The sequence below is a fragment of the Spongiibacter marinus genome (assembly GCF_016906995.1).
GTDB lineage: Bacteria > Pseudomonadota > Gammaproteobacteria > Pseudomonadales > Spongiibacteraceae > Spongiibacter > Spongiibacter marinus.
The window spans coordinates 97,693-124,561 of record NZ_JAFBBD010000010.1; the positions used below are offsets into that span (position 1 = coordinate 97,693).

The window sequence follows — 26,869 nt, forward strand, 5'->3', positions numbered from 1 at the left end:
GGCGCTTTGGAACAGCATCTGACGGTACTGCGCAACGAGGCGGTTTCGGCACTCATGGGGCCAAATGATGGCTGCTATGTGGACGGAACGTTTGGGCGTGGCGGCCACAGCCGGTTAATCCTGGAAAGCTTGGGCGAAGCGGGACTGCTAATGGGGATCGATAAAGATCCTCGTGCCTGTGAGTTTGGCGCTGCCTTAATGGCTGAAGATCAGCGTTTCCAGATGCGCAAAGGTTCATTTGCCGAGCTCGACGAATTGCTGGAGTGTGCCGGTTGGCGCGAGGGTGTCGACGGCGTGCTGCTTGATCTTGGTGTCTCGTCGCCGCAGCTGGATGAAGCCGAACGCGGCTTTAGTTTTCTGCGCGATGGCGACCTTGATATGCGCATGGATACCGAGTCAGGCCAGAGTGCAGCGCAGTGGTTGGCTGAGGCGGAAGAGAGCGATATTGCGCGGGTGCTCAAAGTCTATGGCGAAGAGCGCTTTGCCAAGCGTATCGCGCGAGCGATTGTTGAGGCTAGAGCGGAACAGCCAATAACAAGAACGCTGCAGTTGGCAAAAATTGTGGCGGAGGCGAACCCCTCTTGGGAGAAACACAAGCACCCAGCAACGCGAGCGTTTCAGGCGATACGCATATACATCAATAACGAATTGGGCGACCTAGAGCGCCTGCTAGAAAAAGTTGTTGAGCGCCTGCGGCCCGGCGGTCGGTTGGTTGTTATCAGTTTCCACTCGCTGGAGGACCGCATCGTAAAGCGTTTTATGCGTCGACAAGCCCAGGGCGAGTCGGTGCCGGCGTATTTGCCTGTTACCGATGATCAGGTTGGGCGGACGATGCGACTGGTCGGTAAAGCAGTGAAGCCGAGTGAGCAAGAGGTGACAGCGAACCCCAGAGCGCGCAGCGCGGTGATGCGAGTTGCTGAAAAACTGGGGGAGCGCTAGGTGGCGGCCGCTGGCAAGCCGAAAAAAAAGCAGCGTGAGAATGCTGAGGTTGCGCCTTTTGGCGGGTTTTGGGTGCCGCTGCTGTTTGTTCTGGTTTTGGTGTCAGCGTTGGCGCTGATTCAAAGCTCGCACAAATCGCGCAAGTTATTTAGTGAACTACAAGATTTGCGACGCGACGCTATGCAGTTAGATGAAGAGTGGGGGCGTCTGTTGTTGGAGCAGAGCACATGGGCGTCGCCCGATAGAGTGCAGAGTCTGGCTGAAGATAAATTAAAAATGAAAGCGCCTGATATGCGTGAGGTAGAAATGGTTAGGGGTTATGGCAAAGCAGGTTAAAGCACCGATATCGCCTTGGCGGTTTCGCGTTGTTGTGGCCGGCCTGCTGGTGCTGGCTGCCATGCTGCTTGCGCGCACCCTGACCTTGCAGGTGCTTGATGTTGATCGCGGCTATGAGTTCCTGCAGGGGCAGGGTAATGCCAGGACGATTCGCAGTGAAGTCATTCCCGCGCACCGTGGCATGATCTCGGACCGCAATGGCGAACCGCTGGCGGTTAGCACACCGGTAGCATCAATTTGGGCAAACCCCAGAGAGCTGGGCAAACAGAAAGACGCCTGGCCGAAGCTGGCGCGTGCACTGTCGATGTCGGTTGCAGAATTGTCCAGAAAAATGGAGCGTTACAGCAATAGCCAGTTTATGTACCTCCGCCGCCATCTCGCACCGCAAGACGCGAAAGCTATCCTCGCATTAAAAGTGCCGGGGGTTTACCTGCAGCGCGAATACCGGCGGTTTTATCCCGCGGGTGAGGTCACGGCACATTTACTGGGTTTTACGAATATCGATGACCGAGGTCAGGAAGGCTTAGAGTTGGCCTATGACGAATGGCTCAACGGCGAGCCCGGCCGCAAGCGAGTATTAAAAGATCTGTACGGCAATATTATTAGGGAGATCGATGCCGGGAAGGAGGCGAGCCCCGGAAAGAGCCTTCAGCTCAGCATAGATTTACGCTTGCAGTACTTGGCCTACCGAGAATTAAAAGCAGCACTTAAACGAACCGGCGCTAAAGCCGGTTCGGTCGTTATTCTCGATAGTAAGAGCGGTGAAGTGTTAGCGATGGTGAATCAACCCTCGTACAACCCGAATAACCGCAGTCAACTTAATCCGAGCGCGCTGCGCAATCGCGCTGTTATCGACATGTTTGAACCGGGTTCAACGGTGAAGCCGATGACATTGGTCGCTGCCCTCGAGAGTGGCCGCTATCAGCCGGATACCGAAATAAACACCCACCCCGGTTATATCAAGGTGGGGCCTAAACTACTTGAAGATCATCGCAACTACGGCGTGCTGACCGTAGCGGAAGTATTGAAAAAATCCAGCCAGGTCGGCACTACCAAAATTGCACTGTCGCTGGACGAGCAAGAAGTGTGGCGTGTTTTTCAGCGATTCGGCTTTGGCCGTGATACCGGCTCCGGGTTTCCCGGGGAGAGCAGCGGAGTACTGCCTAACCGTCCGAATTGGCGAGCGATCGAACGGGCGACGTTATCCTTTGGTTATGGCATGACGGTTACCAACCTCCAGCTCGCTCAAGCTTATTCCGTATTTGCGAACCACGGCGTGTTTCAGCCGGTGAGTATGCTGAAGCGTCAGGAGCCCGCCGAGCACCGGCAGGTGATTGCTCCGAAAGTCGCCCGCCAGGTGGTTGATATGCTGGAGCTGGTTACTCAGCCTGGCGGCACAGCCACGCGAGCCCGCGTAGCGGCATACCGCGTTGGAGGAAAGACTGGAACATCGCACAAAGCCGTTGCTGGTGGCTATGCGGAAGACCGCTATTTTTCGCTGTTTGCCGGCGTGGCGCCGGCCAGTGACCCGCGCATTGTTGCAGTCGTGACGATTGATGAGCCGGAAGGTGATTATTTTGGCGGGCTAGTGGCTGCGCCGGTATTTTCCAGTGTCGTTGCCGACGCGCTGCGCTTGATGAATATTGCGCCGGATGATGTTGAGCCTGAAGCTGAAGGCGAAGACCGGGGGGATGCCGCCGCATGACCTCTGTAGCCCGCTATAGCAAGCCGAGTGAGCGCAGTCTGGGTGATTTACTGCCTGGTGTCAGTGCCGATGTGGCGGCAATTCCCGTGGCTGGCCTGTGCCTGGATAGCCGAAAAATTAAGCCGGACCAGGTTTTTCTGGCATTAAAAGGCCATGCTCACGATGGTCGTGACCATATCAATGCGGCCGTTGCGGCAGGTGCTGTTGCGGTTATTGCCGATGCGCCGTGTGACACTTCGGCATGGTCGTTGCCGGTGTTGCCCGTTGACCAGCTGGCTGAGCGCGTTAGTGAAATTGCCGGTAATTACTTTGCTCACCCTTCACAGGCTATGCGCCTGATAGGTATAACGGGCACCAATGGCAAAACCAGCTGCAGTTGGATGTTGGCGCAACTGCTTGAGGCCATGGGTGAGCCCTGCGGGATCGTCGGTACCTTGGGCAATGGTCGTCTGGGCGACTTGAAACCAGCCGGAAATACCACGCCCGACGCGGTATCCATACAGGCGCTGCTAGCCAGTTGGTGTGAGGGCGGCGCGCGCTGGGCCTCTATGGAAGTGTCCTCTCACGGCTTGGCGCAACACCGCGTTGAAGCGCTGCATTTCGACGCGGCGATATTTACCAATTTAAGCCAAGATCATCTCGATTATCACGGCAGCATGGCGGCGTACGCTGCGGCGAAGGCCCGTTTGTTTAATTGGCCAAATCTGGGGCTGGCGGTCATCAATCGCGACGACGAATTTGGTCGTCAATTGATAGCCAGTGCAGCGGCGTCGCAGATAATTGATTACAGCCTGAGTGATGCCGCTGCGCAGATCTATGTTGAGCGGCTGGCAAGCGATATTTCCGGCAGCCGAGCCGTGCTGCACAGCCCCTGGGGGCGGATCGATATTGATACGCCATTGTTGGGCGACTTCAATTTGGCCAACCTGGCAGCCGCATGCGGTGTGTTGCTCGCCCGGGGCATTGCTCCACAGCAGATTGCCAATGTATTGGAGGCTCTGCAGCCAGTGCCGGGCCGAATGCAGTGCTTGCGCAGTGAAGACGGGGTGCTGGTTGTGATCGACTACGCCCATACCGAAGATGCCTTGACGAAAGTGCTCGATAGCTTGCGCCCGGTATGCAGTGGCCAGCTGTTTTGTGTGTTTGGTTGCGGTGGCGAGCGAGACCGTGGCAAGCGCCCGTTGATGGGGCGCGCAGCCGCCGCTGGGGCTGATCGTCTTTTTGTTACTAGCGACAACCCTCGCAGCGAGGCACCACAAGACATTATCGATGATATCTGCGCTGGTATTTCTGACCTTAGTGGCGTTGAGGCAGAGGTTGATCGCGAGCGTGCCATATTGGCGGCGATTACCGGTGCTCAGCCGGGTGATGTGGTGCTTATAGCCGGGAAAGGCCACGAGCAAAGCCAGGATATCGGTGGCCAACAGCTTCCTTTTAGCGACCTAGCGGTGGCCCATCGGGCTATCGGTCGCAGGGAGGCAATATGATTCAGCCAATGTCGCTGTCGACAATCGCTGCACTTTGTCAGGGGCGCGTTTACGGCGAGGATGTAGCGGTGTCTTCGGTGGAGATCGATAGTCGCCGTAGTCGTGGCCAAAGTCTTTTTGTCGCGTTGCCGGGTAAGCACGTTGATGGTCACAACTTCATTGACGCAGCGGCGGAAAATGGCGCTGCTGCAGCGCTTGTGAATACAGTGAGTGAACGCCTGCCCTGCGTTCAAGTTGAAGACAGCTATGCCGCTATTGGCGCTATGGCCCGGGAGAATCGCCGACAATACCGCGGCGCGTTGGTCGCGTTGACTGGCAGCAGCGGCAAGACATCAACCAAAGAAATATTGGCGGCGCTGTTGAGCGTGCGTGGCAATGTGTTGGCAACGGCGGGCAATTACAACAATGAACTGGGTGTTCCCCTTACGTTGTTGCGACTGAGCGCTGAGCACGATTTTGCGGTGATTGAAATGGGTGCCGCCAAGGCTGGCGACATTCGCTACCTGTGCGACTTTGCTAGCCCTAGTGTCGCGATTTTGACCAACGCACAGCCGGCACATATTGAGGGCTTTGGCTCGCTGGATGGTGTGGCAAACACCAAGGGCGAAATATTTGAAGCCCTTCCGGCTGATGGCCTGGCGGTAATCAACGCCGACGATCAGTACTGCTCGCGCTGGCAAGAAAGGGCCGCGCATTGCCGACGGGTCACGTTTAGCGTCGAGTCTGCGTCGGCAGATATTTACGCCAGCGATATTCAGTTGCAGGCAGGGAAGTCGCTATTCACCTTGCACTGCCCGGAGGGCAGCGTAGCGGTCGAGTTGCCCCTGCCGGGTCGCCACATGGTTGCCAATGCCCTGGCCGCGGCGGCGGCCGCGTTAGCGCTGGGCGTTGAACTTGGGCAATTGCCTGAGGGATTCCGGCTGGTACGAAATGCCAAAGGCCGGCTGTCGCGGGAAACAATTGCAGGTGTGACGCTTATCGACGACAGCTACAACGCCAACCCAGGCTCCGTGCGAGCGGCGATTGATGTTCTGGCCAATGAGCCAGGGCAGCGGGCACTGGTGCTTGGCACCATGGCTGAGCTGGGCGAGAACGCCGCTGACCAGCACCTGCGAATTGCCGAGTACGCCGCGAAAGCGGGTATCGAGCGTTTCATTGTCGTTGGCGAATATGCCAATGCGATGGCGGCGCGCTTTGGCGAGGGCGCGCGCGCTTATGGCGATAATTCAGCGCTGCTATCGCAGCTGGCTGATGACACACAGGGCATTGATGCCGTGCTAATTAAAGGATCCCGCAGCGCCGCAATGGAGGCCGTGGTGCAGGTATTACAACAACAATTGTCCAAGGGGGACAGCTGACATGCTGTTACTGTTATCAGAATACCTGAGCCAGCATATTAGCGGATTTGCGGTTTTCCAATATCTTAGTTTTCGCGGCATTCTCGGGGTGTTAACCGCTTTGGCTATTTCGTTGTTAGTCGGGCCGGCGATGATCCGCAAGTTGAACTTCTATCAAATTGGTCAGGCCATTCGCGATGATGGTCCGAAGTCCCACCTGAGTAAATCCGGGACTCCGACCATGGGCGGCGCCCTAATTCTGGTCGCGATATTTACCAGTACCTTGCTGTGGGCCGACCTGCGCAACCCCTTCGTGTGGACAGTATTGATCGTCACCTTTATTTTCGGCGCGGTGGGCTGGGTTGATGACTATCGCAAGGTTATCGAGCGCAACCCCCGCGGACTGCCCGCGCGGTGGAAATACTTCTGGCAAAGTGTTGCGGGTATCGGTGCTTCCGTATTCTTGTATATCACCGCAGACAGCCCCGTCGACACTACGCTGTACTTCCCGTTCTTTAAAAACCTTAGCTGGCAAATGGGGCCGCTGTTTATGGTGCTGTGTTACTTCGTGATCGTTGGCGCCAGCAACGCGGTGAACCTGACTGATGGTCTAGATGGCTTGGCGATTCTGCCCACGGTATTGGTGGGCGCAGCGCTGGGCTTGATCGCCTACCTTACCGGGCACGTGAAGTTTGCCGAATACCTGCATATTCCTTACGTCGCGGGCGCAGGGGAGCTCATTGTGATATGCGGCGCCCTGGCTGGCGCCGGGCTCGGTTTCTTATGGTTTAACACCTATCCCGCGCAAGTTTTTATGGGTGATGTTGGCGCCCTGGCTCTGGGGGCAACCCTGGGTTGTATTGCGGTGATTACCCGCCATGAGATCGTGTTTTTCATCATGGGCGGCATTTTTGTATTGGAAACGGTGTCGGTCATTTTGCAGGTTGCATCGTTCAAGCTGACGGGACGGCGCATTTTCCGTATGGCGCCTATCCATCATCACTTTGAATTAAAGGGGTGGCCTGAACCGCGGGTAATTGTACGTTTTTGGATCATTACTGTGATGCTGGTGCTGTTTGGCCTGGCAACATTGAAACTACGGTAATAAGAGAGTCAAGGTGAGCGTAATAGCGTCGGACAATAAACGCGTCATTGTGGGGGTCGGAGCCACCGGGCTTTCTGTTGCCCGCTATTTGAGTGCGCGTGGCTTGCCCTTCACTGTTGCCGACAGTCGAGGGCAACCGGCAGGGCTCGATGCCTTTCGCCAGGCGTTCCCCGATGTTGAGCTGCAGCTCGGCCCCTTCTCTGAAGACCAGTTTATCGGCGCCAGCGAACTGCTGGTGAACCCGGGTATCCCGTTGAGCGAGCCGGCGATTGCCGCGGCCTCGGCGGCGGGCGTTCGCGTCAGCGGTGACATTGATTTATTTCACCAAGCGGCGAGTGCGCCGATTGTGGCAATCACCGGATCTAATGGGAAAAGTACGGTCACCACGCTGGTGGGCTTAATGGCTGAGCGGGCCGGCATTCGCGTTGCGGTCGGCGGGAACCTGGGTACGCCAGCGCTGGAGTTGTTGGACGACGATGTCCAGCTGTATGTATTGGAGCTCTCATCCTTCCAGCTAGAGCGCTGTGCAATGCTTGGTGCAGAGGTGGCGACAGTGCTGAATATCAGTGCTGATCATTTAGACCACCACGGCAGCATGCTCAACTATCACCAAGCGAAACACCGAATTTTTCAAGGCTGCAAAAAAGCCGTTGTCAATGCTGACCAGTCACTCACGCAGCCCCTGGTGCCCGACGATGTCGAGGTATGGAGCTTTTCGCTGGGCCACTCAGATTTTCGGCGCTTTGGCGTTTTGGAGCAGCCGGGCGGACGCTACTTGGCGCTGGCGCGCGAACCGCTAATGGCGGCAAGTGAATTGCGCATAGCGGGGCGCCATAACCTGAGCAATGCTCTGGCGGCACTGGCCATAGGCGCCGCAGCAGGGGTTGATACACCGGTAATGCTTGACGCCTTGCGAGAATTTTCGGGTCTGCCGCACCGCTGTGAGTTTGTGGCAGAGATCGATGGCGTGCGTTTTTACAATGACTCGAAAGGCACCAATGTCGGGGCATCGGTCTCGGCAATAGAAGGCTTAGCTGAGAGTGGAAAAATCGTATTGATTGCCGGTGGTTTGGCCAAGGGCGGGGAGTTTTCGCCGCTGGCTGAAGCCATGCGCAGAAGCGGCCGAGCGGCAGTGGTGATTGGCGAGGCGGCCGCCGCGATCGAAGCCTGTCTCGCAGAGCACGTACCTTGTCGACGCGAGCAGAGTATGGCGGCTGCTGTGCAAGGCGCGTTTGCCTTTGCTCAAGCTGGAGATGTTGTACTTCTCTCTCCGGCCTGTGCAAGTTTCGACATGTTCCGCAGCTACAGCGATCGCGGCGAACAGTTTAGTGCCGCTGTGCGGGAGCTTGCCCATGGTTAAGCCCCTGATGATTTGGCAGGAAGTTCAGCAAATAGATCGGCACTTGCAGCTGCTGTTATTGGCATTGCTGGCCGTGGGCTTTGTCGCGATGACCTCCGCATCGGTGGAACATGCCGCTAGTCGCTATGGCGACACGTTCTTCTTCGCTAAGCGCTACGGCATGCATTTTACGTTGGCGCTGGCATTGAGCGCGGTGATGTATCTCACCCCTATCGATTTTTGGGAGAAAACCGGTTGGTTGTGGTTGCTGATTGGCTTCTTGTTGTTGGCGCTGGTGCTGGTACCGGGCGTAGGGCGTGAAGTAAACGGCAGTCGCCGCTGGCTGGCGGTGGGGCCGTTGACGCTACAGGCCTCGGAATTTGTGAAGCTCTTTGTCATCTTTTATTTGGCGGGCTATCTGGTCCGTCGCGGCGATGAAGTGAAGGAGCGTTGGTCTGGGTTTATCAAGCCGATGGCCGTGCTATTTGCGCTGACGCTGTTACTGATGTTGGAGCCGGATTTTGGTGCCACAGTGGTAACTGCTGGCACTGCCTTTGTCATGATTTTCTTGGGCGGCGTGAAACTTGGTCAGTTTTTACTGGTCATTCTTGGCTGCGTTGCGGGCGCCGTTGCGCTGGTGATTTTTGAGCCCTATCGGATGAAACGCTTAACAGCATTTACCGATCCTTGGGCGGACCAATTCAATAGTGGCTATCAGCTCACTCAGTCATTGATTGCTTTCGGTCGTGGCGAGCTGACGGGCGTTGGTTTTGGCAACAGCGTGCAGAAGCTGTTTTACCTTCCCGAGGCGCACACGGATTTTGTGTTCGCAATTTTTGCCGAGGAGTTCGGGTTTATCGGCACCTTGGTCATTCTGGGGCTCTTTGTTGGGTTGGTGGGACGTATCTTGGTGATTGGGCGGCATGCGGAGCTTACCAGTAGGCGTTTTCATGCCTTTGTTGCCTACGGAGTAGCGATGATGATCAGCGCCCAGGCATTTATCAATATGGGAGTGAATACCGGCTTGTTACCGACCAAGGGCCTGACCCTGCCCTTCTTTAGTTACGGCGGTAGCAGCTTGATGGTGTGTATGGCCATGGTGGCATTAGTTGCGCGAATAGAACGTGAATGCAGGGGGGAACATGGCCGATAAACCCTGTGTACTTGTTATGGCGGGCGGCACCGGCGGGCATGTTTTTCCGGCGTTATCGGTGGCCGGGGTATTGTCCGAGCGCGGTGTTGATGTGCATTGGCTGGGTACTGCTGCCGGTATTGAGGCGCGCCTGGTCCCCGCTGCGAATATTCCTTTGCATTGTTTAAATATGGCGGGCGTGCGCGGTAAGAACCCGATTTTTCGCATTGCTGCCTTGTTTAAGGCGGGGACTGCGGTGCTGCAAAGCATGAGGCTGCTGCGCAAGATCAAGCCGTTTTGCGTTATTGGCTTGGGGGGCTATGCCTCGGGGCCTGGCGGATTGGCCGCAAAATTTCTGGGTATTCCGGTATTGATACACGAGCAAAACGCCGTCGCCGGCACCACTAACCGGGTGTTGGCGAAGCTAGCGCGGCGCTGCCTGACCGGTTACCCAATTGCACTTGGCGGTGCGAAAAGCTGCTATATCGGTAACCCCGTGCGCGCCGAAATCGCCAATATTGCTGCACCGGAGCAGCGTTTATCCGGCCGTGACCAAGGCTTACGGGTGCTTGTACTGGGAGGCAGCTTGGGCGCGAAGGCCATCAATGATTGCATGGTCAATGTGTGGCCATTGCTGTCAGGGCTCACCGGGGTGCAACTGTGGCATCAGACTGGTCGCGCTCACGAGGGTGTGGTCCGGGAGGCCTACCAAGCCATCGGCGCCGAGGTGCGCGCTGACGCCTTTATTGATGATATGGCAGAGGCTTACAGCTGGGCTGATGTAGTGATATGCCGGGCGGGGGCGCTGACGGTAGCCGAGCTTGCCGCGGCAGGTTTGCCAGCCATTCTTATTCCCTTGCCGCATGCCATTGATGATCATCAGCGGGCCAATGCCCAGTGGTTTGTCGACGGTGGGGCAGGTGAAATCCTCGACCAAAAAGATCTGACTCCCGAGGCCTTGGCGGCACGCTTAACTGACCTTGCGGCGCAGCCAGCCTTGCGTCTGAGCCAAGCTCAATCGGCGCGGGCCCTGGCCAAAACTGATGCTGCCGAGGTGGCTGCGGACTACTGTATGGAGTATGCCCATGGTCACTAAGCATCCTTTCATTGTTCCAGAGATGCGCCGCGTGAAGCGCATTCACTTCGTGGGTATTGGCGGCGCAGGAATGTGCGGTATCGCCGAGGTATTGCTGAATCTGGGTTACGTTGTTTCTGGCTCGGACTTGAAGGCATCGCCCAGCACGGCGCGGCTGCAGCGCCTCGGCGCCAGTATTGCTTTCGGTCATGAGGGTGAGCGCATTGCCGGTTGCGATGTTGTGGTTGTCTCGAGTGCAGTGAACAGCGACAACCCCGAAGTTATTGCCGCGCGCGAATTGCGTATTCCCGTTGTGCCGCGCGCGGAAATGTTGGCCGAGCTGATGCGTTATCGGCACGGCATTGCAGTTGCGGGTACCCATGGGAAAACGACGACAACCAGCCTGATTACCTCCATTTTCGCCGAAGCGGGCCTGGACCCGACATTTGTTATCGGTGGGTTGGTAAACAGTGCGGGTACCAACGCGGCGCTGGGCGAAAGCCGCTACCTGGTAGCCGAGGCCGATGAGAGTGATGCCTCGTTTTTGCATCTGCAGCCCATGGTGTCGGTGGTGACCAATATTGAAGCCGACCACATGGATACCTACGACGGCGATTTTGGTCGCTTGAAGAAAACCTTTATCGAGTTTTTGCATAACCTGCCGTTTTACGGTGTGGCTGTGGTGTGCGTGGACGACCCGGTGATTCGTGAGTTGCTCCCCGAGATTGGTCGCCAAACGCTGACCTATGGCTTTTCGGAGGACGCGGATTTTCGTATTCAAGACGTCAAGCAGGACGGACTGAAGAGCCATTTCACCGTTGCGCGGCGCAGTGGCGAGGCCTTATCGCTGTGTATTGGGCAGCCCGGTATTCACAATGTACTCAACGCCACAGCGGCGGTGGCGGTGGCGAGTGACGAGCGTTTGGCTGACGAGGCCATCTGTAGAGGTATTGCAAACTTTCAAGGTGTGGGGCGGCGCTTCCAGCGTTATGGCGAACAAGCACTTGCCGACGGCAGCTTTATGTTGGTCGATGACTACGGCCATCACCCCACCGAGGTTGCCGCCACTCTGGCCGCTGCGCGTCAGGCGTGGCCGGATCGGCGACTAGTGATGCTGTATCAGCCTCACCGCTACACCCGTACTCGCGATCTTTACGAGGATTTCGTCAAGGTGCTGGGCAGCGCCGATGCGCTGGCGCTGTTGGATGTTTATGCCGCCGGTGAGAACCCGATCCCCGGTGCTGACAGTCGCAGTCTATGCCGCAGCATCCGCTTGCAGGGGGCGCTTGAACCGCTGTTTATCGATGGGCCGGAGCACGTTTTTGAACAGCTCAAGCCTCACTTGCGCCCCGGCGATGTGCTGTTGACGCAAGGTGCCGGCAATATCGGCGCCGTTGCGCAGCAACTGGCCAACCAGGATTGGACATAAGTAATGACGAAAGTAGTGCTCAACGACATTGTGCAGGCGACAGACGGCAGAGTCGCTGTGCTGCTGGGTGGCAACAGCGCGGAGCGTGAAGTCTCGCTGCGCAGTGGCGCGGCCGTTGCTGACGCGCTAGCCGCACAAGGTTTGGCGGTCACTAAGATTGATACCGCTGGCGATGGTTGGATGAGTGAGCTTGCGGCGTTCTCTCACTGTTTTTTGGCGCTACATGGCCCCGGTGGCGAGGATGGCACCGTTCAGGGCGCACTGGAGTGCCTGGGTGTGCGTTACACGGGCAGCGGCGTCATGGCCTCTGCGCTGGCAATGGACAAGTTGCGCTGCAAATTATTGTGGCTGGGCTGCGGGCTTAGCACGCCGAAGTTTGTGGAATTGGACGAGCGCAGCAATTGGTCGGCGATCGCCAACGAGTTGGGTGAGGCCATTGTAAAGCCCGCCTGTGAAGGCTCGAGTATTGGCATGTCGAAGGCGTGTAACGCCAGTGAATTAGAGCAGGCGTGGCTTGCCGCAAAACCCTATGGGCGGGTGTTCGCTGAGCAGTGGGTAAGCGGTGGTGAATATACCGTGGCGATACTCGATGGCGAGGCCTTGCCTGCGATTCGTTTGGAAACTGATGCGGCGTTTTACGACTTCAATGCCAAGTATTTGTCGGATAGCACCCGCTATCACTGCCCAGCGGGACTGAACGATCACGATGAGGCGGAGTTACGTGACCTCGCGTTAAAGGCCTTCAACGCGGTTGGCTGTCGAGGTTGGGGGCGCGTTGATGTAATGCGTGGTGCCGACGGCCGTTTTTACTTGTTGGAAGTCAACACCGTACCGGGGATGACGGATCACAGTTTGGTGCCAATGGCCGCTAAACAAGCAGGCATGAATTTCGAGCAGTTGGTACTGCGGGTGCTGCACAGCAGCCTCGCCGGTGAGGCAGACGCGAATGGCCGCTAAGCAAAACCGCTTTAAGAGCTCGCGCAAAGAGGCAGAGCGCAGCAAGCGCGGCAATCGCCGTGAGTGGGGCCGAATAGCCAACCGACTGCTGTTGTTAGTTGCTGTGCTTGGCTTTGTTTACGGAGTGGAGCGGCTGTCCGCCAAGTTGGATGCCATACCAGTGGAGCGGGTGGTGTTTGCCGGTGACTTGCAGCGTGTGGATCGCGATGTGTTGGTTGAACGGGTTACTGGTCAGTTAGCGGTGGGATATATCGGCTTGGACCTCGAGGCTATTCAGGCCGAACTTGAACAGGAGCCATGGGTATATCGCGCAGTGGTGGAGCGGCTTTGGCCGCGGGAATTGAAGATCACCATTGTTGAAGAAACCCCGATAGCCGTGTGGGGACGGGGCGGCTTGCTTAACCATCGAGGGCGGATTTTCGTTCCTCAGGATGGCAGCGATTACGGTGCAGACTTGCCGCGCTTAGATGGCCCGAAGGGCAGTGCGATAGAAATAATGCGGCAGTACCGGTTGATGAGTCAGTTGCTGGGTGATGAACAGCTCACCTTACAACACTTGGAAATGGATGCGCGAGGCAGCTGGACCGCCCGCATCGATGAGAATGTGGAGCTGGTGTTAGGGCGTCAGGAGCCACTGGAAAAATTACGGCGATTTCTGTGGGTTTACCGCAAGTATTTAGCGGCAGATTTCGCCACCGTTGCGCGGGTTGATATGCGCTACATAAATGGTCTCGCGGTTGCGCGGACTCAACACAGTGATAAGGGATAACCATGCACAGTGCGTTAGGAAAAATAGTTAGCGGCAATGCACGCTCACACTATGCGCCGTGCAGAGCTTGGGGGAAGTGCAGCTATGTCTAGTTCAAATGCCGGAAGAATGGTTGTCGGTCTCGATATTGGCACGTCGAAAGTCGTGGCGATTGTCGGCGCCATTAACGACGAAGACAAACTGGAGATCGTTGGCATCGGCTCTCACCCATCGCGCGGCTTAAAGAAGGGCGTGGTGGTGAATATCGAGTCCACCGTGCAATCCATCCAGCGGGCCATCGAAGAGGCTGAGCTGATGGCGGGTTGCGAGATCCACAGTGTGTATGTCGGGATTGCTGGCAACCATATTCGCAGCCTGAATTCCCACGGCATTGTCGCCATCCGCGATCGTGAAGTGTTCCAGCTGGATCTGGATCGCGTTATCGATGCCGCGCAGGCGGTAGCGATCCCGGCTGATCAAAAGGTGCTGCATATCCTGCCGCAGGAATTCGTTATCGATGAGCAGGAAGGCATCAAAGAACCGCTCGGGATGTCGGGGGTTCGGCTAGAGGCAAAGGTGCACTTAGTTACCTGTGCGGTGAATGCCATCCAAAACATTGAGAAGTGTATTCGCCGCTGTGGGCTGGAGGTTGAAGACGTCATTCTGGAGCAGCTGGCATCGAGCTATTCCGTGCTGACTGACGACGAAAAAGAGCTGGGGGTTTGTCTGGTCGATATTGGCGGTGGCACCAGCGATATCGCCATCTTCACCGACGGTGCGATTCGCCATACCGGTGTGATTCCCATTGCTGGCGACCAGGTGACCAATGACATTGCGATGGCGTTGCGCACACCGACCCAGTACGCCGAAGAGATCAAAATTAAATACGCCTGTGCCTTAACCCAGCTTGCCGGTGAGGGCGAGACGATCAAGGTTCCCAGCGTTGGCGAGCGGGCGCCGCGTGAGTTGTCGCGTCAGGCGCTGGCAGAAGTCGTCGAGCCCCGCTACGACGAGTTGTTCACCTTGGTACAGGCGGAGCTGCGACGCAGCGGCTACGAGGATTTGTGCGCGGCCGGCATCGTGCTGACCGGTGGCACCTCCAAAATGGAAGGGGTTGTTGAGCTTGCCGAGGAAATTTTCCACATGCCGGTGCGCATTGGCTCACCGCAGGATGTTCGCGGTTTGAACGACATTGTGCGCAACCCGATCTATGCAACCAGTGTCGGCCTGCTGCACTACGGCATTAAGCATCAAACCGAAAGTGGTGGTCATGGCCGCGTACGCCAAGACGGTTTCGTATCGCGGCTCAAGAGCTGGTTTCAAAACAATTTTTAACGAATCTGCAGCGGCGCCGATGTTGCCGCAGATGATAACGAAGTAGTAACGGGTCGTGTTTGGCAGCACGGCCAATATTGTAAAAGGGAGAAAGACCATGTTTGAACTCGTAGATAATGTTCCTCAGAACGCTGTGATTAAGGTTGTTGGTGTCGGTGGCGGCGGCGGTAATGCCGTTAAGCACATGATCGCTAACTCGGTAGACGGCGTAGATTTCATCTGCGCGAATACCGATGCGCAGGCGCTAACCGATGTCATGTCTAAAACTGTGCTGCAGTTGGGCACAACGATTACCAAGGGCTTGGGTGCTGGCGCGAATCCAGAAGTGGGTCGTCAGGCAGCCATGGAAGACCGCGATCGCATCGCTGAAGCGCTGGAAGGTGCTGATATGGTGTTCATCACCGCGGGGATGGGCGGCGGCACCGGCACCGGTGGTGCGCCAGTGGTTGCTGAAGTGGCGAAAGAGCTGGGTATTCTTACCGTTGCAGTCGTGACTAAGCCCTTCCCGTTTGAAGGTAAAAAGCGCTTAACCGTTGCCGAAGCGGGAATGAAAGAACTGCGTCAGCATGTGGATTCGCTGATCACTATCCCCAATGAAAAGCTGCTGCCAGTGCTGGGTAAAAACACCAGTCTGCTCGACGCTTTTAAGGCTGCTAACGACGTATTACTCGGCGCCGTACAGGGTATTGCCGACCTGATTATCCGCCCGGGTATGATTAACGTCGACTTTGCTGACGTGCGCACGGTGATGTCAGAAATGGGTATGGCGATGATGGGTAGCGGTATTGCTCGCGGTGAAAATCGCGCCTGTGAAGCGGCTGAAGCGGCGATTCGTAGCCCACTCCTAGAAGACGTGAATTTGGAAGGGGCGCGGGGCATTTTGGTTAATATTACCGCAGGATTGGACCTCTCCCTAGGCGAGTTCAGCGATGTCGGGGATACTATCAAGGAATTCGCGTCCGAGGACGCAACGGTGGTGGTTGGTACGGTTATCGACCCAGAAATGAGCGAAGAGCTGCGGGTTACTGTGGTGGCGACAGGCTTGGACGGTGTGGCACAAGAAGTGCCCTTGAAAGCCGTTGAAAATAAACCTGTTGAGCGTGCGAGTGACTACCGCAAGTTGGACCGCCCAACCATTATGCGTAATCAACAAGCGGCGGCAGCGCGCGAAGCGGTAGCGGCGGCGCCTGTCGTTGAAGACAAGGATATGGAATACCTGGATATTCCAGCGTTCTTGCGCCGTCAGGCAGACTGATACGCAGCAGCGTTAGTCGCGCGGGCGCCGCCGACCTTGGGTCGGCGTAGCGTGCGATGGCGTCTTTGCGTCTTTAAAAGAGTATAGAAAATGATCAGACAACGAACATTGCGCAATACTATCCGGGCGACCGGGATAGGTTTGCATACTGGGGAAAAAGTCTTTTTGACCCTGAAGCCAGCGCCCGTTGATACGGGTGTGATCTTCCGGCGAACGGACCTGAACCCCGTTGTCGAGATTCATGCTCACGCAGAGAATGTCGGTGATACAACGCTTTCCACAACGCTGGTTAATGGTGATGTTCGCGTGTCGACCGTAGAGCACCTGCTGTCAGCGATGGCAGGGTTAGGTATCGACAACGCCTACGTGGAGCTGAGCTCCTCAGAAGTGCCCATTATGGATGGCAGTGCGGGTCCGTTCGTGTTTTTGATTCAGTCTGCTGGAATCGAAGAGCAGGACGCGCCCAAAAAGTTCATCCGTATTAAACGTCCAGTTACCGTGAAAGACGGCGATAAAGTCGCGAGTTTTCTCCCTTTTGACGGCTTTAAAGTTTCTTTCACGATCGACTTTGATCACCCTGTTTTCAGGGATCGGACAGGGCACGCTGAGTTGGATTTTTCCAGCACCTCTTTTGTTAAAGAGGTGAGCCGCGCTCGCACATTTGGGTTTATGCATGAGATCGAATACCTGCGCTCCAAGGGTCTAGCCCAGGGCGGCAGTGTCGACAATGCCATCGTGGTGGACGAGTACCGTATTTTGAACGAAGACGGCCTTCGCTATGAAGACGAATTTGTGAAACACAAAGTGCTCGATGCTATTGGTGACCTCTACCTCCTGGGTACCAGCCTTATCGGTGAGTTCAAGGCGTTTAAGTCTGGCCACGGCTTAAACAATGCCTCGCTTCGTAAACTCATCAAAGAGACCGATGCCTGGGAGTGGGTGACCTTTGAAGATCCCGCCGACGCCCCCATCACCTACGCCGCTGCGGCTGCAGTTAACGCGTAATTTCTGGCCATTTCCGGCGCGAGCAACGGCCGCCGGGAATGGCAATCTTTTCTCATCTATGCGATATTGCCACCCGGTAGCGCAGTGCTCGCACGGCTCCTGCTCGCGCCCACTTGCTGGGTGTCGGTCGCAGTGATCTTCACCAATACGCCCTTGAATTTTTGTCATCTGACCCTCATTGACGTAGTTTAGCGTGGCGCTGCCATTAGGGTTCACAGGCCCTAGCACGCAGGAACTCATATTCCCCGGGAAAGCAACGACTCATCATGATCACATCCGTAGTCAAAAAGGTATTTGGAAGCAAGAATGATCGCGAGCTGAAACGCATGCGAAAAGTTGTTGCGCGTATATCCGCCATGGAAGAGGAGCTGACCGCCTTAGACGATGCCTCGCTCCAGGCCAAAACCGGTGAATTTCGCCAGCGATTGAGTGCCGGCGAGTCCTTGGATCAGCTCTTGCCGGAAGCGTTTGCGGTGGCGCGAGAGGCTGGCCGGCGGGTGCTCGGCATGCGCCACTTTGATGTGCAGTTGATCGGTGGTATCACCATGCACGAGGGCCGCATTGCTGAGATGCGCACGGGTGAGGGTAAAACGCTCGTGGCGACATTACCGGTCTATCTTAACGCGCTTGCGGGCAAGGGCGTGTTCGTCGTCACCGTGAATGATTATCTCGCCCAGCGTGACGCCAACTGGATGCGGCCGCTTTATGAATTTCTCGGCTTAAGTGTGGGTATCATTCGCTCTGGGCAGGGTGCGGAAGAGAAGCGCGCCGCTTATGAGTCGGATATCACCTACGGCACCAATAATGAATTTGGTTTCGACTATCTGCGCGACAATATGGCCTTCGCGATTGAGGACCGTTATCAGCGCGAATTGAATTTTGCCATTGTCGATGAGGTCGACTCGATCCTGATCGACGAGGCGAGAACGCCGCTGATAATTTCTGGGCCGGCGCAAGACAGCTCAGCCCTTTATAAACAGATAAACCGTTTTATTCCCCAGCTGCAGCCCGTGCCAGAGAGTGAAGGCGAGCCACAAGCGGGTGTTGAAGCGGCAGAAGGCCATTACACCGTTGACGAGAAAATGCGTCAGGTGGAGCTCAACGAGGCAGGTCACCAACTGGTTGAAGACCTGTTGATTCAGGCCGGCCTGTTGGAAGAGGGCGACAGCCTGTATTCGGCTAGCAATCTTAGCCTCCTGCACCATGTTAATTCGGCGCTGCGTGCCCACGTGCTGTTTAACAACAACGTGGAATACATCGTTCAAAATGACCAGGTTGTGCTGATCGATGAACATACTGGCCGGACAATGCCAGGGCGACGCCTGTCTGAGGGCTTGCACCAAGCGATCGAAGCAAAGGAAGGGGTCACTGTTCAAGCTGAGAGCCAAACGCTGGCGTCGACAACCTTCCAGAATTATTTCCGCTTGTTTAACAAGCTCGCCGGTATGACGGGCACGGCAGACACCGAAGCCTTCGAATTTAAGCAGATCTACGGTTTGGACGTGGTGGTCATTCCCACCAATAAGCCCAATGCGCGTCGCGATTTGAATGACCTTGTATACCTGAGCAAAGAAGAAAAGTACGACGCCATTGTTGAAGACGTTAAGGGCATTGTCGAAACGGGCGCCCCGGTTCTGGTGGGTACTGCCTCGATTGAAACGTCTGAAGAAATGTCCAAACGCTTCAAGCAAGCGGCAATCCCTCACAAGGTGCTGAACGCGAAGTATCACGAGCAAGAAGCGGAAATTATTGCTCAGGCGGGACGCCCCGGCGTGGTAACGATTGCCACCAACATGGCGGGTCGAGGCACCGATATTGTACTCGGCGGTAGCGTCGATGCAGAAATTGAACAGCTCGATTCGCCCTCTGACGCGGTGATCAGTGAGCTCCGTGAGGCCTGGAAGCTGCGCCATGAGCAGGTGATTCAAGCGGGTGGTTTACATATTATCGGCACAGAACGTCACGAGTCTCGCCGTATCGACAACCAGCTCCGCGGTCGTGCGGGGCGCCAGGGCGACCCGGGTCTATCGCGGTTTTACTTGTCTCTGGAAGACAACCTGATGCGTATTTTTGCCTCGGATCGGGTTCGCGGCATTATGCAGGCATTGGGCCTGGAGAAAGGCGAAGCCATTGAGCATCGCATGGTTTCAAACGCCATTGAGAAAGCGCAGCGCAAGGTAGAGGGACGCAACTTCGACATTCGTAAGCAATTGCTGGAATACGATGATGTTGCCAATGACCAGCGGCAAATTATCTACCAGCAGCGCAATGAGCTGCTGGAGTCAGACGACATTAGCGAGATGCTATCGGCTGTTCGCAACGACGTGGTGCAAGATGTCGTCAGCGAGTATATCCCTATGCAGAGCATGGTCGAGCAGTGGGATGTTGCGGGCTTGGAGCGCCGTATCGAAGCGGACTTCGGTGTGAAGTTGCCGATTGCGCAGTGGCTGGATGAAGACAAAAAGCTGCAGGAAGAGGGCGTTCGTCAGCGTATTATCGACGCCGTCGACGCTGCCTATGCCAGCAAGTGCGCGCAAGTTGGGCCGGACATGCGCAAAATTGAGCGCCACATTATGCTGCAAGTGCTCGATACCCTGTGGAAAGAGCATCTGGCAACGATGGATCACCTTCGTCAGGGTATTCATCTGCGCGCTTTTGCTCAGAAGAACCCAAAGCAGGAATACAAGCGCGAGGCCTTCGAGTTATTCCAGCAAATGTTGGAGAGCTTAAAGCACGAGGTTGTGCGCTTCCTGTCGCATTTGCAGCTGCAGCAAGATGAGAGCGCTGAAGCACTTGAGCAGCAGCGCCGCGAAGAACAGGCAAAGCGCGCGATGGAATTCCAGCACGCGGAAAGCTCTGCGCTGGACGATGAGGGGCTGCAAGATGAGCCCAGCGACACGCCAAAAACCCCCGAGACCTTTGTTCGAGAGGGACGTAAGGTTGGGCGCAATGAGCCCTGTCCCTGTGGTTCAGGCAAAAAATACAAACAGTGCCACGGCAAGTTGGACTAACCCTTAGCCTTGTCTAGAGGCAGACAGTCAAAATAGGAAACAGTGATGGCAGTGGGTTCGGGGAAATTTGGGCATTTGCACACCGTGCCAGGTGTGCGTCTTGGTATTGCCAGTGCGGGTATCAAGAAAGTCGGCCGTAAAGATATTGTGGTTTTCGAATTGGCGCCAGGCAGCAGTGTTGCCGGCGTGTTCACGCAGAATGCATTTTGTGCTGCGCCGGTAACGGTGGCCAAGTCTCATATTGCTGGTGCCGAGAGCCGTTACCTTCTGGTGAATACCGGCAATGCAAATGCAGGCACCGGTGAGCAGGGCATGCGCGATGCTAAGCGCTGCTGTGAGGCCTTGGCTGAGCTGACGTCGGTATCCCCCGAGCAGGTGTTGCCATTCTCAACAGGTGTGATCGGTGAGTCTCTGCCGGTTGATAAAATACTGACGGCGTTGCCCGATGCCTTGTCTGACCTATCAGAGGATAACTGGGCGGCGGCGGCCAGCGGTATCATGACGACGGACACGCGTCCAAAGGCCTGCTCGCGTCAATTAGAATGGCAAGGCAGCACGATTACGATCACCGGTATCTCCAAGGGTGCCGGCATGATCAAGCCGAATATGGCGACGATGCTTGGCTACGTAGCCTGCGATGCGCGCATTGAACCGGGCCTGCTTCAGTCCATGGTCACGCGCTGTGCTAATGGCTCGTTTAACCGCATCACGGTTGATGGCGATACTTCGACGAATGACGCTTGCATGCTGATCGCCAGCGGCGAGTCGGGGCTGACAGTGACTGAGCAAACGCCCGAATTATTGGCCGCCTTGCAAACACTTTTGGATGAGGTCTTTCTGGAGTTGGCGCATGCCATTGTGCGCGACGGTGAAGGCGCTACCAAGTTTGTAGAAGTGGCGGTGAGTGGGGCGAGGACGCCTGACGAGGCGCTAAAAGTGGCCTACACGGTTGCTGAATCTCCCCTTGTGAAAACTGCCTTGTTTGCCAGCGATCCCAATTGGGGGCGTATCCTTGCTGCCATCGGTAGAGCAGGTATCGAACGCCTAACGGTTGAAGATGTCAGGGTTCACCTTGACGAGGTGTTGATTGCCGAGCGCGGTGGCCGTGCGGCCTCTTACACGGAAGAGGCTGGTGCTGCCGTGATGAAGAAAGACGAGATTGCTATCCGCATTGATCTCGGTCGCGGCGATGCGCGGGAGACGGTGTGGACCACCGATTTTTCTTATGACTACGTCAAGATTAACGCGGAGTATCGCAGCTAGTGGCGGTCGTGCACGTTGCGGTGGGCGTTATCTGCGATGACCAGCACAATATCCTGATTGCTAAGCGCTCTGCAGACCGCCATCAAGGCGGCCTGTGGGAGTTTCCCGGAGGCAAGGTGGAAAGCGGCGAATCTCTGGTTGAGGCGTTAGAGCGGGAGCTGCAAGAAGAAATAGGGATTAGTCTTGTGCCTGAGCAATGCTCGCCGCTGCTCAAAATCGAGCACGACTACGGGGATAAACAAGTTTGTTTAGATGTGTGCTGGGTCAGAGGGTTTCGCGGCCAGCCTGAGGGCCGAGAGGGGCAGCCCCTAATGTGGGTTGCACCGCAGAACTTAAGTCAGTACCCCTTTCCCGAAGCGAATCGCGCGATTATCGATGCCATAATGGCGAGTGCAGGTTAACAGGCACTCGCCAATCAGCGCGGCTTGTAGTCGTCGTTTAAGTCGCCACTCAGAATATCTTCATAATCGGGTTGCCCCGGAATATGGTGTTCCTCGTTTGACCAAGCGACAAAATCCTGATTTTTGCAGTTCTCGCTGCAAAATGGACGGTAGGGGTTGCCGCTGTCCCATTTTAATTTTACGCCACAGTTTGGGCAGGGCACGATGGTGCTAAGTGTCGTGGGCTTGTTTGCTGTGCTCACTGCGCTTTTTTCTCCTCGGCATAGGCCAAGTACTGCTGGTGCAGTGTTTCCACTTTTACATCCAATTGTTCGATATCGCCACTATTATCAACCACATCATCGGCGGCATCCAACCGTTGTTGGCGGCTGGCCTGGCTGGCCATAATCCGTTCTACTTGGGCCTGATCATTGTCATCACGCGTCATTGTGCGAGCAACCTGGACGGACTCCGGAACATCGATCACTAATAGGCGGTCACAAAGCGCCTTCTGCCCACCCTCTACCAGTAATGGCGAAACGTAAATGACGTAAGCGCCTTTGGCTTGCTCAAGCTGGTTTAGCGTCTCGGTGGCAATTAGCGGGTGCAGGAGTGCCTCTAACCACTGCTTGTCTTCGGCATTGCTGAATATTCGTTTTCTCAACTCTGCGCGCCGGAGTTCCCCGTTTGCATCCACAATCGCATCACCAAAATGCTGTTGAATAGCCTTTAATGCGTCGCTTCCTGGTTCAACGACCTGGCGGGCTATCACGTCTGCGTCCACGACGGTAATGCCGCGCGTTGCAAAGCGGTCCGACACGGCGGTTTTACCGCTGCCAATGCCGCCACTGAGTCCTACAATGAAGTTGCTCACAATCGAAATTCCGTGTTTATCAAAGCGGTGGTAGCCCGGCGAACGTCAGATAGCCGTTCAATAAGGCAGGGCCCCAAAATAAGGCGATCCAGCCTGCCATCGCAAGGTAGGGGCCAAAGGGAATAGTGCCGGCATTGTCCCGACCTTTGATCGCCAGCAGCATGCCGCCGAGTACCGCGCCGACTACCGATGACAGCAAAATGATAACCGGCAGCATCTGCCAACCGAGCCAGGCACCGAGGGCGGCCAGTAGCTTAAAGTCGCCGTAGCCCATCCCCTCTTTGCCTGTTGCCAGCTTAAACAGCCAGTACACCGACCACAGAGACAAGTAGCCAAAGATCGCGCCCCAAACGGCGTCCTGAAGTGGCACCGTCCCACTCAAGGCGTTGTACGCCAGGCCGAGCCAGAGCAATGGCAGGGTCAAGCTATCTGGCAGGAGTTTGTGGTCGATATCTATCATGCTCATCACCAGCAGCAGCCAGCTGAAGACAATGACGGCTGCTGTGTGCCAGGACATGCCGAACTGAATGGCGGCAAAAATGGCGAGTATGGCCGTTGCGAGTTCTATCGCGGGATAACGCAAGCCGATTCCCGCTTTACAGTTGGCGCAGCGACCGCGTAAAAGTATGAAGCTGATAAGAGGGATATTCTGCCAGGCTCTCACGGGGGCGTGGCAATGGGGGCAGTGCGAATGGGGGTAAGACAGCGTAAAGTGTTCCTGCGAATCCGTCCCGTCCTGCTCCAGAATGAGCCTGCACTCCTGCTTCCAGCGCGCCTCCATCATTTTGGGTAAACGGTAGATAACAACGTTAAAAAAACTGCCAAACAATAGGCTAAAGATGGCGAGCAGCGCCATGCTTAGCACTGGGTTGGAGTGTAAATAGCTCAGGGCAGACATGAATAAAACCTAGCATTGCGCCGCACAGTGTTGGCTAGCGGCGCTTGAAATAGTGGGCGAGCCCGAGATGGTTAAATCGCGGAACCCAGCATGAAGATTGGCAGGTACATTGCGATCATTAAGCCGCCAACCAGCACACCGAGAACCGACATGATGAAGGGTTCTAGCAGCGCAGTCAGCGAGTCTACCGCATTGTCCACGGCCTCTTCGTAGTGATTCGCCACTTTATCGAGCATTTCGTCCAGCGAGCCGGACTCTTCACCTATCGAGACCATCTGCAGCAGCATGGTGGGGAAGAGATTGGTAAAGCGGATGGCTGAATACAGCGTCTGCCCCGTGGTCACATCGTCGCGTATCTGAATAATGGCTTTGTTGTATACGGCATTCCCCGCGGCGCCGGCAACGGAGTTGAGTGCGTCCACCAGCGGTACCCCTGCACCAAAGGTGGTGGCGAGGGTGCGAGAGAAGCGGGCAATGACCGAGTTGTAAATAATATCGCCGACAGCGGGTATTTTAAGAGAGACCTTGTCGACCCAGTCCGAAAAAGCCTGAGAGCGCCGGCGCGCCTGACCAAAGGCATACACCGATACGCCGATAGCGGCGAACATAATGTACCAATTGGCCTGCATCCACTCCGACATCCCCACCACAAGTTTGGTGAATGCAGGTAGATCTGAGCCGAAGCTTTCAAAGGTAGCGGCAAACTGGGGAACGACCTTGATAAGCAGGATCGCGGTGACCACGATGGCAACACAAATAACCGCAATGGGGTAGGTGAGGGCTTTTTTGATTTTGGCTTTCAGTGCCTCGGTTTTTTCCTTGTAGGTCGCTACACGGTCAAGCATGAGTTCAAGCGTACCGGATTGCTCGCCGGACTCGACCAGGCTACAAAACAGATCATCGAAGTACTTGGGGTGTTTGGCGCAGGCGGCGGCAAAGCTGCCGCCGGAGGCCACATCGTTCTTAATGGCATTGACCAGCTCGGTCATTGTCGGATTGCCCGCGCCCTCGGCGACAATGTCGAAGCTTTGCACCAGCGGCACCCCTGCTTTAAGCATGGTGGCCATTTGCCGGGTGAAAATGGCAATGTCTGCCGGTTTGATCGGCTTTTTGCTGCTGAACAGTGGCTTGGGCTTACGCTTTACAACCTTGGGGGCAATGCCCTGCTTGCGCAATTGCGCCTTGGCAATCGCCGGAGAAATAGCAACCATTTCTCCACGGGTTTTTCGGCCTTGCTTATCGGTACCCTGCCAGACAAAAACGGCATCTTTATTCTGTGCGGCCATAATGCTTCTCGAATCTTGTTTTAATCTTTGGTCACGCGGTTAACTTCACTGAGGCTGGTGACGCCTTGCGCGCACTTCTTGAGTGCAGACTGGCGCAAATTATTAAAGCCTTCTCGTTGCGCTTGGTCGGCAATTTCTAATGAGTTGCCGTTCTCCATGATAATACGAGAGATATCTGGTGTTATGCGAACAACTTCGTATATCCCGACGCGACCTTTGAAACCGTTGTTGCAGCGCTCACAGCCAACTGGCTCCATAATCATAGCTGAGCTTAGCATTTCTTCCGTAAAACCTTCCTCTAACAGGGTTTCTTTAGGGATATCTGCAGGTTTTGCGCATTCCTTGCAGAGCCTGCGAGCCAGACGCTGGGCAATAATCAAGCTGACGGAGGTTGCTACATTGAAGGCGGGTACACCCATGTTCAGCAGGCGGGTTAAGGTTTCCGGGGCGCTATTGGTGTGCAGGGTAGATAAAACCAAGTGACCAGTCTGCGCGGCCTTAATAGCAATTTCGGCGGTTTCGAGGTCCCGTATCTCACCCACCATGATAATGTCGGGGTCCTGACGCAGGAAGGATCGCAGGGCCTCGGCAAAGCCCAGGCCGACTTTGGTATTCACGTGTACCTGGTTAATGCCTTCCAGGTTAATTTCTACCGGATCTTCTGCCGTGGAGATATTGAGCTCTGGGGTATTGAGAATGTTCAGGCCGGTATACAGCGATACCGTCTTACCTGAGCCTGTCGGCCCCGTCACCAAAATCATACCTTGAGGCTGGTTGAGGGCCGATAGGTACATCTCCTTTTGTTCGGGCTCATAACCTAGAGCGTCGATACCCATTTGTGCGGAAGACGGGTCGAGAATCCGCAGCACGACCTTCTCTCCCCACAGCGTGGGCAGCGTGTTTACACGAAAGTCGATAGCGCGGGTTTTGGACAGCTTCATTTTTATGCGGCCATCCTGGGGGATGCGCCGCTCAGAGATATCCATTTGTGACATAACTTTCAAGCGCGCAGCCAGTCGAAAGCCCAGTGATGCCGGCGGGCGGGCGACCTCCTGCAAAATACCGTCGGTGCGAAAGCGCACGCGGTAGGTCTTTTCGTAGGGTTCGAAGTGAATATCGGAAGCGCCGCCGCGAATTGCGTCTAGCAAGACTTTGTTCACAAATTTTACGACGGGCGCCTCGTCGGCACCGCTGCTATCGCCTTCAGCCGCCGCATCTTCATCTACCGCCTGAACATCGAGATTCTCCAGGTCGATATCATCCATCTCACCCAGGCTGTCGGTGAGGGACTCTTCCTGGGCGGCCATATAGCTATCGATGGCCGCGTTAAGCGCGGACTCCTCAACCACAATGGGCTCAGTGCTGAGGTTAGTGTGAAACTTTATCTGATCCAAGGCGTGAAGGTTGGTAGGGTCAGACATGCCAATGTAGAGGCGCTTCCCCCGCTGCCACAAAGGTACAATGCGATGACTGCGTATCAGTTTACTGTCTACCAGTTTTTTCGGAGCCAGGTCGATATTGAAAGCCCGCAAGTCCAAAAAGGGGACACCGAACTCATCCGCTGCCGCCTCTGCCACGGCGATGCCATCTACCAGCTTGCAGGCCACCAAGTGGCTGACAAAGCTTTTTTTCTCCTTGCTCGCAGCGTCTTGCGCCTTGCGAATGCCGGCCTCGTCGATTAAACCGTCGAAGACCAGTCGGCGAGCCAAGCCGGTTAAGGGCGCGCTGGAAGAGTTCATAAGCCATTCTTTTTCTTAGTGCTGGACAGGGTGGTTTTAGTATTTAGTACTTTAGCACGCTCGGTCAGATAGGTGGATAGTCATGTAAGCTCGGTGGGCGCAAGTTTGTGCGCAAGGTGCCGATGAAAGCTTTTTTAATCTAGGGAAGGTCTGCACAACCTCCAGAATTTGAGATAATCCTGCGAACACCCATTTCAACCGGACTACTGCATGAGCCAGCTTACCTTTGCCGAA

The 26,869-nt window shown here is 55.8% G+C and carries 23 protein-coding genes; 18 read left to right on the top strand and 5 right to left on the bottom strand.

The window, feature by feature from the left end:
- Nucleotides 1-6: 6 nt before the first annotated feature.
- The 18 genes from rsmH to mutT all read left to right on the top strand — a co-directional run bounded on the left by rsmH (nt 7) and on the right by mutT (nt 21,859).
- Nucleotides 7-939 (top strand): 16S rRNA (cytosine(1402)-N(4))-methyltransferase RsmH, encoded by a 933-nt coding sequence (gene rsmH / locus HNR64_RS15320; protein WP_204997298.1) that lies wholly within the window; start codon nt 7-9, stop codon nt 937-939.
- Nucleotides 940-1,275, top strand: coding sequence for a cell division protein FtsL (gene ftsL / locus HNR64_RS15325; RefSeq protein ID WP_204997299.1), 336 nt, complete (start codon nt 940-942; stop codon nt 1,273-1,275).
- Complete coding sequence (locus HNR64_RS15330; protein WP_204997300.1) at nt 1,259-2,980, top strand: peptidoglycan D,D-transpeptidase FtsI family protein; 1,722 nt, start codon at nt 1,259-1,261, stop codon at nt 2,978-2,980. Before ftsL ends, HNR64_RS15330 begins: the two co-directional genes overlap by 17 nt.
- The gene (locus HNR64_RS15335; RefSeq protein WP_204997301.1) at nt 2,977-4,467 is read left to right on the top strand and encodes a UDP-N-acetylmuramoyl-L-alanyl-D-glutamate--2,6-diaminopimelate ligase; all 1,491 of its coding nucleotides are present in this window, start codon (nt 2,977-2,979) and stop codon (nt 4,465-4,467) included. The genes HNR64_RS15330 and HNR64_RS15335 overlap by 4 nt, the downstream gene beginning before the upstream one ends.
- A complete protein-coding gene (locus HNR64_RS15340; protein WP_204997302.1) occupies nt 4,464-5,825 on the top strand; it encodes a UDP-N-acetylmuramoyl-tripeptide--D-alanyl-D-alanine ligase in 1,362 nt (453 codons plus the stop codon). The genes HNR64_RS15335 and HNR64_RS15340 overlap by 4 nt, the downstream gene beginning before the upstream one ends.
- Nucleotide 5,826: 1 nt before the next feature.
- Nucleotides 5,827-6,909 carry a phospho-N-acetylmuramoyl-pentapeptide-transferase gene (mraY, locus tag HNR64_RS15345; RefSeq protein ID WP_027874539.1) on the top strand — a complete coding sequence of 361 codons (1,083 nt, stop codon included), beginning with the start codon at nt 5,827-5,829 and terminating at the stop codon, nt 6,907-6,909.
- 13 nt (nt 6,910-6,922) lie between these two features.
- Nucleotides 6,923-8,269 (top strand): UDP-N-acetylmuramoyl-L-alanine--D-glutamate ligase, encoded by a 1,347-nt coding sequence (murD, locus tag HNR64_RS15350; RefSeq protein ID WP_204997303.1) that lies wholly within the window; start codon nt 6,923-6,925, stop codon nt 8,267-8,269.
- Nucleotides 8,262-9,401 (top strand): putative lipid II flippase FtsW, encoded by a 1,140-nt coding sequence (ftsW, locus tag HNR64_RS15355; RefSeq protein ID WP_204997304.1) that lies wholly within the window; start codon nt 8,262-8,264, stop codon nt 9,399-9,401. The genes murD and ftsW overlap by 8 nt, the downstream gene beginning before the upstream one ends.
- Entirely contained in the window at nt 9,391-10,476 is a 1,086-nt protein-coding gene (murG, locus tag HNR64_RS15360; RefSeq protein WP_204997305.1) for an undecaprenyldiphospho-muramoylpentapeptide beta-N-acetylglucosaminyltransferase, read from the top strand. The genes ftsW and murG overlap by 11 nt, the downstream gene beginning before the upstream one ends.
- Nucleotides 10,466-11,884: a UDP-N-acetylmuramate--L-alanine ligase gene (gene murC, locus HNR64_RS15365; RefSeq protein ID WP_204997306.1), complete on the top strand. Its 1,419-nt coding sequence runs from the start codon at nt 10,466-10,468 to the stop codon at nt 11,882-11,884. Before murG ends, murC begins: the two co-directional genes overlap by 11 nt.
- Before the next feature lie 3 nt (nt 11,885-11,887).
- Nucleotides 11,888-12,841: a D-alanine--D-alanine ligase gene (locus HNR64_RS15370; protein ID WP_204997307.1), complete on the top strand. Its 954-nt coding sequence runs from the start codon at nt 11,888-11,890 to the stop codon at nt 12,839-12,841.
- The gene (locus tag HNR64_RS15375; RefSeq protein WP_204997308.1) at nt 12,831-13,610 is read left to right on the top strand and encodes a cell division protein FtsQ/DivIB; all 780 of its coding nucleotides are present in this window, start codon (nt 12,831-12,833) and stop codon (nt 13,608-13,610) included. The genes HNR64_RS15370 and HNR64_RS15375 overlap by 11 nt, the downstream gene beginning before the upstream one ends.
- A gap of 84 nt (nt 13,611-13,694) precedes the next feature.
- Nucleotides 13,695-14,924, top strand: a complete 1,230-nt coding sequence (gene ftsA, locus HNR64_RS15380; RefSeq protein WP_204997309.1) for a cell division protein FtsA — start codon at nt 13,695-13,697, stop codon at nt 14,922-14,924.
- A 97-nt stretch (nt 14,925-15,021) separates the two neighbouring features.
- The gene (ftsZ, locus tag HNR64_RS15385; RefSeq protein WP_204997310.1) at nt 15,022-16,179 is read left to right on the top strand and encodes a cell division protein FtsZ; all 1,158 of its coding nucleotides are present in this window, start codon (nt 15,022-15,024) and stop codon (nt 16,177-16,179) included.
- 90 nt (nt 16,180-16,269) lie between these two features.
- Entirely contained in the window at nt 16,270-17,184 is a 915-nt protein-coding gene (lpxC, locus tag HNR64_RS15390; protein ID WP_027874531.1) for a UDP-3-O-acyl-N-acetylglucosamine deacetylase, read from the top strand.
- 266 nt (nt 17,185-17,450) lie between these two features.
- The gene (gene secA / locus HNR64_RS15395; RefSeq protein ID WP_239547902.1) at nt 17,451-20,195 is read left to right on the top strand and encodes a preprotein translocase subunit SecA; all 2,745 of its coding nucleotides are present in this window, start codon (nt 17,451-17,453) and stop codon (nt 20,193-20,195) included.
- 45 nt (nt 20,196-20,240) lie between these two features.
- Nucleotides 20,241-21,458 carry a bifunctional glutamate N-acetyltransferase/amino-acid acetyltransferase ArgJ gene (gene argJ, locus HNR64_RS15400; RefSeq protein ID WP_204997311.1) on the top strand — a complete coding sequence of 406 codons (1,218 nt, stop codon included), beginning with the start codon at nt 20,241-20,243 and terminating at the stop codon, nt 21,456-21,458.
- Nucleotides 21,458-21,859 carry an 8-oxo-dGTP diphosphatase MutT gene (gene mutT, locus HNR64_RS15405; RefSeq protein ID WP_204997312.1) on the top strand — a complete coding sequence of 134 codons (402 nt, stop codon included), beginning with the start codon at nt 21,458-21,460 and terminating at the stop codon, nt 21,857-21,859. The genes argJ and mutT overlap by 1 nt, the downstream gene beginning before the upstream one ends.
- A gap of 14 nt (nt 21,860-21,873) precedes the next feature.
- Here mutT and HNR64_RS15410 read toward each other — a convergent pair whose 3' ends face one another.
- From HNR64_RS15410 to pilB, 5 genes are all read right to left on the bottom strand, one after another.
- Complete coding sequence (locus HNR64_RS15410) at nt 21,874-22,101, bottom strand: DNA gyrase inhibitor YacG (RefSeq protein ID WP_288363850.1); 228 nt, start codon at nt 22,099-22,101, stop codon at nt 21,874-21,876.
- Nucleotides 22,098-22,712: a dephospho-CoA kinase gene (gene coaE / locus HNR64_RS15415; protein ID WP_204997313.1), complete on the bottom strand. Its 615-nt coding sequence runs from the start codon at nt 22,710-22,712 to the stop codon at nt 22,098-22,100. Before coaE ends, HNR64_RS15410 begins: the two co-directional genes overlap by 4 nt.
- 19 nt (nt 22,713-22,731) lie before the next feature.
- Nucleotides 22,732-23,610: a prepilin peptidase gene (locus tag HNR64_RS15420; protein WP_204997314.1), complete on the bottom strand. Its 879-nt coding sequence runs from the start codon at nt 23,608-23,610 to the stop codon at nt 22,732-22,734.
- A 71-nt stretch (nt 23,611-23,681) separates the two neighbouring features.
- Nucleotides 23,682-24,896, bottom strand: a complete 1,215-nt coding sequence (locus tag HNR64_RS15425) for a type II secretion system F family protein (protein ID WP_204997315.1) — start codon at nt 24,894-24,896, stop codon at nt 23,682-23,684.
- 20 nt (nt 24,897-24,916) lie between these two features.
- Nucleotides 24,917-26,635 (bottom strand): type IV-A pilus assembly ATPase PilB, encoded by a 1,719-nt coding sequence (gene pilB, locus HNR64_RS15430; RefSeq protein WP_204997316.1) that lies wholly within the window; start codon nt 26,633-26,635, stop codon nt 24,917-24,919.
- Nucleotides 26,636-26,869: the final 234 nt, after the last annotated feature.